Origin of the sequence: Azospirillum sp. TSO22-1, assembly GCF_003116015.1 — a bacterium.
Lineage (GTDB): Bacteria > Pseudomonadota > Alphaproteobacteria > Azospirillales > Azospirillaceae > Azospirillum.
Window position 1 is genome coordinate 161201 of record NZ_LGQZ01000079.1, and the last position, 10201, is coordinate 171401.

A 10201-nucleotide genomic window follows, 5' to 3' on the forward strand; every position below is an offset into this window, starting at 1 on the left:
GAGCCGGACGTCATGGAGCGCACCGCGCGGGGGACCCGCAGCCGCCTGCTGGGCTATGGCCTCATCACCGCCTCGTCGCTGCTGTTCGGGATCGCCGGCACGCTGGCGAAGATGCTGTTCGTCGCGGATCTGCCGCCGCTGGTGATGGTCGCCGTGCGCAGCTTCATCGCCGCCGCCGCCATGATGGCGATGATGCCGCTGCTGGGCCGGCCGATCCGCGTGCGGCGGGCCGACTGGCCGTTCCTCCTCCTGATGGGCGTGCTGCTGACCCTGGTCAACGTGACGTTCTTCTACGCCATCGCGCTGACCAACGTCGCCATCGCCCTGATGCTGGAGTACACGGCGCCGCTGGTCATCGTGTTCACCGGGGTGGTTCTGGGCCGGCGGCGCCTGACCCGGCCGGTGCTGCTGATCCTGGCCGGCAACGCGGCCGGGTGCTTCCTGCTGGTCGGCGGCTACGACGCCGGGCTGTGGAGGGGCAATGCGCTGGGCGTGGCGGCCGGGATGCTGTGCGCCGTCTGCTTCGCCGCCTACAACGTCTACGGGGCGAAGGGCCATGCCCGCGGCCTTGACAGCTGGGGGATGACCGCGTGGCCGTTCCTCGTCTCGGCGGCGTTCTGGCTGCTGGCGACTCCGCTGATCGACTACACGACGGTCGAGCCGTCGTGGCCGGTCGTCGGCTTCACGCTGTTCATCGGCGTCTTCGGGACCGTCGTGCCCTACGGGCTCTACCTGGAGGGACTCCGCCACATCGACCCGTTCCCCGCCACGGTGGTCGGCATGCTCGACCCGGTCTTCGCGGCGCTGACCGCCTATCTGCTGCTGGGCGAACGGTTCGAGGTGCCGCAGGCCGCCGGCATGCTGCTGATCTGCGTGGTGATCGTCTTCGTCGGGCGGGCCGACGCCCCGCCGGCGGAACGCGGCGCGGCGGACGACGCGGCGCTTCACACCGCCAGATAGGCGCGCCGCGCGTCCCCGTCCTCCAGCAGCGCCGCCATCGCCCCGTCCCAGCGCACGACGCCCTTCTCGATGACCACGGCGCGGTCGGCGACGGCGGCGGCGAAGCCGAGGTTCTGCTCGGAGAGCAGCACCGACAGCCCCTCGGCCTTCAGCGTGCGCACGGCGTCGGCCATCTGCTGCACGATGCGCGGCGCCAGTCCCTCGGACGGCTCGTCGAGCAGCAGCAGCGACGGGTTGCCCATCAACGTGCGGGCCAGCGTCAGCATCTGCTGCTCGCCGCCGCTCATGCGCGCACCCCGGCGGTCCTTCATCTCGGCGAGGTTGGGGAACAGCGCGTACAGGCGGTCCGGCGTCCACAACGGCGCCCCGGCGCGCGGCGGCTGCCGGCCGACCTCCAGGTTCTCGCGCACGGTCAGCTCGGCGAAGACGCGGCGGTCCTCCGGCACGTAGCCCAGGCCGAGCCGGGCGATGCGGTGCGGCGGCCACGCGGAGACGTCGGTGCCGGCGAAGGCGACCCGGCCGCGCCGCTCGGCCAGCAGGCCCATGACCGCCTTCATGGTGGTGGACTTGCCGGCGCCGTTGCGGCCCATCAGCGCCACCACCTCGCCGCGCCCGACCGTCAGGCCGACGCCCTGCAGGATGTGGGCGCGGCCGTACCAGGCGTGCAGGCCGTCGACGGTCAGGAGGGCGGTCATGCGGCGTTTCCCAGATAGACCGCCTGCACCCGCGGGTCGGCGCGCACGGCGTCCGGCGCTCCTTCCGCGATGAGCTGGCCGCGGTCGAGCACGATGACGCGGTCGGCGTGGCCGAACACCACGTCCATGTCGTGCTCGGTGAACAGCACCGCCATGCCCTGCTCGTGCGCCAGCGAATCGGTGAGGGCCATCAGCTCCTGCCGCTCGCCCGGCGCCATGCCGGCGGTGGGCTCGTCCATCAGGAGAAGTTTGGGCGCGCCGGCGATGGCCATGGCCAGCTCGACGCGCTTGAGGTCGCCGTAGGCCAGCACACCGCACGGGCGTTCGGCCTGCCCGCCCATGCCGACGCGCTCCAGGACGGCCTGCGCCTCGTCGCGGAACTGCCGCGCCGCCGGGCGCCACAGGCCGAGCAGGCGGCGGTGGCGGGACAGCAGCACCATCTGCACGTTCTCGCGCACCGTCATCGACGCGAAGGTCGCGGTGATCTGGAAGGTGCGGCCCACCCCCAGGCTCCAGATCCGGGAGGGCTCCAGCCCGACGAGTTCGGCGCCGTCCAGCCGGATGCTGCCCGAATCGGGGCGCAGCTGGCCGTTCAGCAGGTTGAAGCAGGTGGTCTTGCCGGCGCCGTTCGGGCCGATCAGCGCCAGCAGTTCGCCGGCCTCCAGCCGGAACGACACGCCGCGCACCGCGTGCACGCCGCCGAACGAGCGGGCGAGGTTCTCGACGACGAGGCGGCTCATGCCTCGGCTCCCCGGTTCCACAGGCGGCGGGCGAAGCCGGCGATGCCCTGCGGGAACAGCAGCACCAGCGCCACGATGACCAGGCCGAGGATGACCCGCCAATGCTCCGAGGCCATCAGGGTGGTGCGCAGGAGATGGAAGGCGGCGGCGCCGACCACCGGCCCGGCGACGGTCTGGATGCCGCCCATCAGCACCATGACCAGCGCGTCCACCGACTGCGGCACCGCCAGCAGGGTGGGGAAGACGCTGCCCTTGGCGAAGGCGTACAGCCCGCCGGCCAGCCCCGCCGCCGTGCCGGCCAGCGCGAAGCCCAGCCACTGGTGGCGCCGCACGTCGATGCCCACCGCCTCGGCCCGCAGCGGCGAATCGCGGCCGGCGCGCAGCGTGTAGCCGAACGGCGCGAAGGCGGCGCGGCGCAGCGCCCACAGCGCCGCCGCGACCAGCGCCAGCGTGACCTCGTAATAGACGGCCCTGGACGCCGCCCACGCCGGCGGCCAGACGCCGAGGATGCCGTTGTCGCCGCCGGTGACGCCGTACCATTGGAAGGTGATCGACCACGCGATCTGCGCGAAGGCCAGCGTCAGCATGGCGAAGTACAGCCCCGAGCGGCGCACGCAGAACCACCCGGCGATCAGCGCCGCGGCGCCGGCCAGCACCGGCGCGCCCAGCAGCGCCAGCGGCATCGGCGCCGCGACGTGCTTGACCAGCAGCGCCGCGCCGTAGGCGCCCAGGCCGAAATAGGCCGCGTGCCCGAACGACACCAGCCCGCCGAAGCCGACCAGCAGGTGCAGGCTGGCCGCCGCCAGCGCCAGGATCGCCACCTCGGTCAGCACGATCAGCGCGTACTCGCCGGCCAGCAGCGGCACCGCGGCCAGCGCGGCGAGCGCCGCCAGCGCCGCGAGGCCGGCACGCCGCCCGGTAGGCGCGAAGGGCGGACCGGCAGCGGCGGCCGGGGGCGGCGCCTCCTCCTTGCGGCCGAGCAGGCCGTAGGGGCGCAGCACCAGCACCACCGCCATGAACAGGAACACCAGCACCAGCGTGATCTGCGGGAACACCAGGATGCCGAACGCCTGCAACTGGCCGATCAGCAGCGACGCCAGGAAGGCGCCGGGCAGGCTGCCCATGCCGCCGACCACGACGACCACGAAGGCTTCGACCACCATCGCCATGTCCATGTGCAGGTTGACCGCCTCGCGCGGCACCTGCAGCGCGCCGCCCAGCCCGGCCAGCGCCGAGCCGAGGAACAGCACGCCGGTGAACAGCCTGGCCTGATCGACGCCGAGCGCCGCGGTCATCTCGCGGTCCTGCGTCGCGGCGCGCACCAGCGTGCCCCAGCGGGTCCGGTTGAACAGCAGCCACAGCAGGCCGAGCACCGCCGGCCCCAGCGCGATCAGCACCAGGTCGTACAGCGGGAACGGCCGGCCGAGGATGTCCACCGTACCCTTCAGCAGCGGCGCGCGGCGGCCCAGCAGGTCCTCCGGCCCCCAGACGCCGAAGGCAGCGTCCTGCACCAGCAGCACCACGCCGAAGGTGGCGAGCAGCTGGAACAGCTCCGGCGAGCGGTACAGCCGGCGCAGCAGCAGCACCTCCATCACCGCGCCCAGCGCGCCCACCAGCAGCGCCGCCAGCAGCACGCCGCCCCAGAAGCCCAGCACATCGGAGCCCCAGCGCTCGACGAACGTCCAGGCGAGGTAGGCGCCCAGCATGTAGAAGGAGCCGTGCGCGAAGTTCACGATGCGGGTGACGCCGAAGATGATCGACAGCCCCGACGCCACCAGGAACAGCGTCGCCGCCTGCGCCAAGCCGCTGAGGAACTGGACGAGGTAGAAGTCCATGGGCGTCCATCGTGCCCTCCCCACGCTCCGCGAGGGGAGGGAGGGCCCCGCGCGAAGCGCGGGAGGGGTGGGGGCAGCGGCCTGTCGGGAAGGCCGCTGCCCCCTCCTAACCTCCCCCAGCGGGGCTGGGGGAGGGACTGGGTTTCGCTATTCCGCCGGCCGCAGCGTGCGGACCACGTCGTCCGGCGGCAGGTACGCCGCGCCGTCGGCGTAGCGCCAGTCCACCATGGTCGGCTTGCCGTCCTTCACGTCGGTGCGGCCGACGAAGGCGCCCATGGTCGACTGGTGGTCGATGGCGCGGAACAGCACCGGGCCGAACGGGCTGTCGATCTTCAGGCCGGCCAGCGCCGCCAGCAGCTTCTCGCCGTCGGTCGAGCCGGCCTTCCCGATGGCGGCGGCGATCGCCGTGAAGGTGGCGTAGCCGACCACCGAGCCCATGCGCGGCGGCTCGTTGAAGCGCTTGCGGTAGGCCTCGACGAAGGCGGTGTTCTCCGGCGTCTTCACCTGGTCCCAGGGATAGCCGGTGACGATCCAGCCCTTCGGAGCCTCGTCCTTCATCGGCTCCAGGTATTCCGGCTCGCCGCTCAGCAGGCTGACCACGCTGCGCTTGGCGAACAGGCCGCGGTTGTCGCCCTCGCGCACGAACTTGGCGAGGTCGGCGCCGAAGGTGACGTTGAAGATGGCGTCGGGGTTGGAGGCGGCGAGCGCCTGCACGGTCGGCCCGGCCTCCAGCTTGCCCTGGGCCGGCCATTGCTCGGCGACGAACTCGACGTCCGGGCGCTTGGCCTTCAGCAGCTCCTTGAACCACTTCACCGCCGACTGGCCGTACTCGTAGTTCGGTGCGACGGTGGCCCAGCGCCTGGCCGGCAGCTTGGCCGCCTCCTCCACCAGCATGGCGGCCTGCATGTAGGTGCTGGGGCGCAGGCGCCAGGTCCAGCGGTTGCCCTTCTGCCAGGTGACGGCGTCGGACAGCGGCTCGGACGCCACGAAGGGGATCTTCTCGCGCGCCGCGAAGTCGGCGACCGCCAGCCCGACGTTGGAGAAATAGGTGCCCGACAGCAGGTCCACCTTCTCGTTGGCGACCAGTTCGCCGGCGATCCGCACGGCGTCGTCCGGCTTGCCGGCGTCGTCGCGCGAGACGACCTCCAGCTTCCGCCCGCCGAGCAGCCCGCCGCGGGCGTTGACCTCCTCGACCGCCAGCTGCCACCCCTGGCGGTAGGGGATCGTGAAGGCCGGCAGCCCGGTGTAGCTGTTCACTTCACCGATCTTGATGGGCTGCTGCGCGGAGGCGGGGGAAGGAACGGCGAACCACGCCGCGGCGGCGGCGCCGATGAGATGAAGGATGTGGCGGCGATTCATGGCGTCCTGCGTCGGGCGTGAAGGACAGGGGATGCCCCAGGGGATCCCGCGTTCATACCAAACCGACGCGAAAAGTCACGGTTCCGCTGCCGCACCCGCGCAATTCGGCTACATGAGCCGGGCCAGCAGGCGCAGGAAGGCGTCCTGCTCCTCCGCCGACAGCGGCGCCAGGGTGCGCGCGTGCGCCTCCTGCGCCTTCGGCATCAGCGCGGTCACCAGCGACTGGCCGGCCGGGGTCAGCCGCACGCTGGTGCGGCGGCGGTCGTGCGGGTCGGGGTGGCGCTCGACCAGCGCGCGGTCGACCAGGCGCAGGATCACGCCCTGGGTGGTCGCCGGGTCCATGCAGGTGAGCCGGCCCAGCTGGTTCTGCGACAGCGCGCCCTCGGCGTGCAGCGTCACCAGGGCCGCCCACTGCGTGGGGGTGAGCTGAAGGTCGCCGATGGTCTCCAGGAAGATGGCGCTGGCGCGCTGGTGGGCGCGCCGGAGCCGGTGGTTGATCTGCTCGGCCAGGGCATAGCCGCCGTCGGCCGGCAGGTCGGTCGGCACATCGGCCTCGAACGGAATCTTCAATGCAGTCGCGCGCATGCCGTCCCCCCTGTCGATCAGACCTGCCCAGACGAATATCACCAACGTTGTAGGTCTATTACGGAAGTTTAGTGGTTGTGGGTGTGCATCGCAACACCAACCCCTGCGTCATAGGGACACAGTTGAGAAAAACTTCCGTAAAATGCGACATACACGAGCATGCGCCCGCCCGACTCGGCAACCGGCGGGCGCGCTCACGGGCGCTGCTTGGGCGGGTAGGTGTCCGGCGGCGGGGTGCGCTCGGCGGGGGACTGCGGCGGGTCGCCCTGGGGCGCCGGCACGCCGCCCGGCGTGTAGGGCGGGCTGGTCTGGTCATCCGGGCGCTTGGGCGACTGGGGAAGATGGCCGGGCGCCTCCGGTGGGTTCGCCATGCTCGACTCTCCTGTGTGGACTTGCGTCGACAACAACCAGGGGCCTCGCTCGTCCCGGCGGGCCGCGGCGTATGACCTTTGGAGGAAATGCGCGCGAGACGACGCTTCCACCCGCCTGTAACGCGCAAGTCTTGTGGCCGCGACAACACAGCGCCGGGCAAAATCCGGGGCGCGGCTGCTTCACTGTTGCCTTGGAAGCACGGTATGGGTTGACTTTGCGGCGACTGCCTTCGGGATCCCGAGTCGGCGGACATACAGAAATAACGGCCAACGAGCCCAAGCGCGGTGTCCAAAATGAAGCACACGTCCCTGTCGATCCTCGCCCTCGCCTCCGTGGCGACCGCCCTGACCGGCATGCCGGCGTCCGCGCAAGAGCTGGAACGCGGCGAAACCGTCCTGCAGCGCCGCCGCCCCGAGGTCGAGCAGCTCGGCGTGCGCGCCGGCTCCTTCAACTTCCTGCCGCGCCTCGAACTCGGCGAGACCTACGACAGCAACGTCTTCCTGACCGAGCGCAACACGCAGAGCGACTGGATCTTCGTCGCCCGGCCGAGCCTCGACATCCGCTCGGACTTCAGCAACCACGCGCTGAACTTCTCGGCCTCGGGCGATTTCGGCCGCTACCACCGGTTCTCCAGCGAGAACTACACCGATTACCGGCTGGACCTGAACGGCCGCTACGACATCGCGCGCGAGACCGCGGTGAGCGGCGACGTCTTCCACCGCCGCCTGCACGAGGGCCGCTCCGATCCGGACGTGTTCACCGTGGGGCAGGGGACCTTCGGGATCGGTTCGTACGCCGAGCCGGTGACCTACTACGCCACCGGCGGCGAGGCGGCGCTCACCCAGAGCTTCAACCGCATCCGGGCGCGGCTGAGCGCCACCGCCGTCAACTACAGCTACAACGACGTGGCGACGGTCGGCGGCCCGAAGGCCAACCTGGACGACCGCGACCGCTGGGAGTACGGCACCGCGCTGCGCGTCGGCTACGACCTCGGCACCGGCATCCAGCCGTTCGTGCAGGGGAGCTACACGCGCACCAACTACCGCCTGAGCGCCGACTTCGCCGGGCGCAACCGCGACGCCAACGGCTATGAGTTCGTGGCCGGCACGACCCTGGACCTGACCGGCCTGATCACCGGCGAGGTGTACGCCGGCTACCTGACCAAGAAGTACTCCGACCCGCGCATGGATGACTTCGGCGGTCTGGCGTTCGGCGGCCAGCTGAACTGGGCGGTCACCCAGCTCACCACCATCTCCGGCCGCGCCAGCCGCTCGGTGCACGAGAGCGACCTGACCCAGGGCGGCCGCGTGGCGTCCAGCTACGCCCGCTCCATCGCCGCGCTCGGCGTCGATCACGAGCTGCTGCGCAACCTGCTGCTGAACGGCCGGCTGCAGTGGCGCCAGGACGACTTCTCCGGCGTCGACCGCACCGACAACGTCTACACCGCCGGCGCCGGCGCCACCTACCTGGTCAACCGCTATCTCTACCTGACCGGCGGCTACACCTACGAGACCCGCAAGTCGAACGTGAACGGCCTCGACTATAAGGACAACCTCGTGTTCCTGCGCGTCGGCACCCAGCTGTAACCGCAACGGCCAAGTCCCGGCTGAAAGCGCCCGCCCATGTGGCGGGCGTTTTTCTTTGTGGGATGCCGTATCGGCGCGGCATAGGCGGCCTGTGCCGTTCGCAAGGCGAGCGGCTCCCCCGGGTGCGTTACTCCGACTCCACTTTTTCCCAAGACGTTCCGAGTTGCTAGGCTGCAATCCGAGACCACCGGGCCGCCGTCCGCTTGCCTTGCCGCAGGGGCGCGCCCGCCGGTCCGGGTTCACGAGCCAGGGAAGGTTTTGGGATGAATCGACGCTCTTTGTTCCGCGCGCTCGGGTTCGCCGCTGTCGGTGCCGGTCTCGCCGTCGCCGGCTGCGCCAGCCAGGACGCGCCGCCCGAGCCGGTGGGCCATGCCCCCACCGCGAGCGAGTACCGCCTGGGCGCGGGTGACGCGCTGCGTGTCATCGTGTTCGGCGAGGACCAGCTGTCCGGCGAGTTCCGCCTGGACGCCAACGGCCGCGTCGCCATGCCGCTGATCGGCGAGGTCGCGGCCAAGAACAAGACGACGCGCGACGTCGAGAAGGAGATCGCCAAGCGCCTGGAGGCCGGCTACGTCAAGGACGCCAAGGTCAGCGTCGAGGTGCTGAACTTCCGGCCCTTCTTCATCCTGGGCGAGGTGCGCAACCCCGGCCAGTACGCCTACGTCAACGGCATGACCGCGCTGTCGGCGGTCGCCATGGCCGGCGGCTACACCTACCGGGCGAAGGAGGACTACATCCTCATCTCGCGCGGCAACGACCCGAAGAAGGAGGTCTACAAGGCGCCGATCACCACGCCGGTGCTGCCGGACGACGTGGTCCGCATCCCCGAGCGCTACTTCTGAGGCGGCGCTTCTGAAGCGGCCCGGGGGCCGACTCGGACGTTCCTGGCGCGGCGGCCTTGCGGGGTGGGACCTCTCCCTCCCGCGGGGCCGCCGCGTGCGCGCTCCGCCTCAACTGGCCCGGTCAGGTTGCGAGGATCACCACCGCCAGCACCACCACGGCCACCGCCAGCGTCGAGGCGACGGCGACGCCCAGGCCGTGCGCCGGGCCGACCTCGTTGCCCCTCTCGTGCCCCGGCGGATGCGTCGCGGGCGGCGGGCGGACGCCGCCGGTGGGGCGGGTGCCGGCGGCCTCGTCGTCGGTGCCCAGCGGCGCCGCGGCGGGATCCCAGGCCGGGATCTTGTCGCCGGTGCGGCCGCTGTCGATGTCGTGGCGCAGGCGCTGCGCGTCCGCGGTGGGCGGTACGGGCGATTCGCCGCCGCGCGGCTTGTAGTCGGCCATGAACGGGCCTCCGGTTCCGGGCGTCCCGCCCGACTCAACCGGGGCCGCGCAGGGCCGGTTCCCTCAGTTGCCGGTTTCCTCAGGTGTAGGCGAAGATCAGGAACGCCAGCACCGCGGCGGTGGCGCCGGACACCATGATCAGCCCGGGGGTGCGCAGCGCGCCCTGCCGGTGCAGCGCGATGGCCACGCCGACGATGGCCACGCCCAGGAACAGCAGGGTGAATTCGCGGTCGGTCATCGGAACGGCCCTCGGTGCGGGTGGTGCCGGCTACAGGACTTGAACCCGTGACCGTCAGTTTACAAAACTGCTGCTCTACCAACTGAGCTAAGCCGGCGTACCCGCGTGGGCGAGGGCGGCCCTAACCTAGCGTCGGTCGTCGCCAAGGACAAGCCGTCCGAGCGCCTCCACCGCACGCGCGGTGATTCGCCCGGTCCGGCGGGCCGAAGGCCACCGCCGGTTTGATTCGCCGGTCCATGGGGCGCGCCGCGCCGACACGCGGCCCGGACCGCCGCGCCGCGCGCACCGGGCGTTGGCCGCCGGAACGGCGCCCGGCCTTGCGAACACACGGTTTTGCGGTGGCGATGCGAAGCGCCGGCGGGGCCGTTTGCGATTTCCTGGAAATTCCCCGCTCACGGCGGTTGACAAGGCCCAAAAAATTCTCATAGTGCCGAACTCCGCGGCGGGGTTAACTCCGGCGCGGGGCTGCGGAAGGGTGGCCGAGTGGTTAAAGGCAGCAGACTGTAAATCTGCCCGCGTCAGCGTACGTAGGTTCGAATCCTACCCCTTC

At 71.2% G+C, this 10201-nt stretch carries 11 protein-coding genes and 1 tRNA gene; 3 read left to right on the top strand and 9 right to left on the bottom strand.

Translation table 11 applies throughout. The features are described from left to right. The first annotated feature begins 12 nt into the window (after positions 1-12). Positions 13-960 carry an EamA family transporter gene (locus TSO221_RS21110; RefSeq protein ID WP_158284163.1) on the top strand — a complete coding sequence of 316 codons (948 nt, stop codon included), beginning with the start codon at positions 13-15 and terminating at the stop codon, positions 958-960. Here the strand turns inward: TSO221_RS21110 and TSO221_RS21115 are convergent. The 6 genes from TSO221_RS21115 to TSO221_RS35565 all read right to left on the bottom strand — a co-directional run bounded on the left by TSO221_RS21115 (position 945) and on the right by TSO221_RS35565 (position 6545). After that, a complete protein-coding gene (locus TSO221_RS21115; protein WP_109120491.1) occupies positions 945-1655 on the bottom strand; it encodes an ABC transporter ATP-binding protein in 711 nt (236 codons plus the stop codon). The genes TSO221_RS21110 and TSO221_RS21115 overlap by 16 nt on opposite strands. After that, positions 1652-2395 (bottom strand): ABC transporter ATP-binding protein, encoded by a 744-nt coding sequence (locus TSO221_RS21120; protein ID WP_109120492.1) that lies wholly within the window; start codon positions 2393-2395, stop codon positions 1652-1654. Before TSO221_RS21120 ends, TSO221_RS21115 begins: the two co-directional genes overlap by 4 nt. Next, positions 2392-4230: an ABC transporter permease gene (locus TSO221_RS21125; RefSeq protein WP_109120493.1), complete on the bottom strand. Its 1839-nt coding sequence runs from the start codon at positions 4228-4230 to the stop codon at positions 2392-2394. The genes TSO221_RS21120 and TSO221_RS21125 overlap by 4 nt, the downstream gene beginning before the upstream one ends. A gap of 147 nt (positions 4231-4377) precedes the next feature. After that, positions 4378-5589 carry an ABC transporter substrate-binding protein gene (locus TSO221_RS21130; protein ID WP_109120494.1) on the bottom strand — a complete coding sequence of 404 codons (1212 nt, stop codon included), beginning with the start codon at positions 5587-5589 and terminating at the stop codon, positions 4378-4380. 108 nt (positions 5590-5697) lie between these two features. Continuing rightward, positions 5698-6174: a MarR family transcriptional regulator gene (locus TSO221_RS21135; RefSeq protein WP_109120495.1), complete on the bottom strand. Its 477-nt coding sequence runs from the start codon at positions 6172-6174 to the stop codon at positions 5698-5700. Between the two features lie 194 nt (positions 6175-6368). Further along, positions 6369-6545: a hypothetical protein gene (locus TSO221_RS35565; protein WP_158284164.1), complete on the bottom strand. Its 177-nt coding sequence runs from the start codon at positions 6543-6545 to the stop codon at positions 6369-6371. Positions 6546-6839: 294 nt separating this feature from the next. Between TSO221_RS35565 and TSO221_RS21140 the strand changes: the two genes are divergently transcribed. Both TSO221_RS21140 and TSO221_RS21145 read left to right on the top strand, forming a co-directional pair. Continuing rightward, positions 6840-8132: an outer membrane beta-barrel protein gene (locus TSO221_RS21140; protein ID WP_109120496.1), complete on the top strand. Its 1293-nt coding sequence runs from the start codon at positions 6840-6842 to the stop codon at positions 8130-8132. A 263-nt stretch (positions 8133-8395) separates the two neighbouring features. Further along, the gene (locus TSO221_RS21145) at positions 8396-8974 is read left to right on the top strand and encodes a polysaccharide biosynthesis/export family protein (RefSeq protein WP_109120497.1); all 579 of its coding nucleotides are present in this window, start codon (positions 8396-8398) and stop codon (positions 8972-8974) included. Positions 8975-9095: 121 nt separating this feature from the next. Here TSO221_RS21145 and TSO221_RS21150 read toward each other — a convergent pair whose 3' ends face one another. The 3 genes from TSO221_RS21150 to TSO221_RS21155 form a co-directional block, all read right to left on the bottom strand. After that, positions 9096-9413, bottom strand: a complete 318-nt coding sequence (locus TSO221_RS21150; protein ID WP_109120498.1) for a hypothetical protein — start codon at positions 9411-9413, stop codon at positions 9096-9098. 79 nt (positions 9414-9492) lie between these two features. Continuing rightward, the gene (locus tag TSO221_RS35570) at positions 9493-9651 is read right to left on the bottom strand and encodes a hypothetical protein (RefSeq protein ID WP_158284165.1); all 159 of its coding nucleotides are present in this window, start codon (positions 9649-9651) and stop codon (positions 9493-9495) included. Between the two features lie 21 nt (positions 9652-9672). After that, positions 9673-9748: transfer RNA gene (locus TSO221_RS21155), tRNA-Thr, on the bottom strand. Positions 9749-10201: the final 453 nt, after the last annotated feature.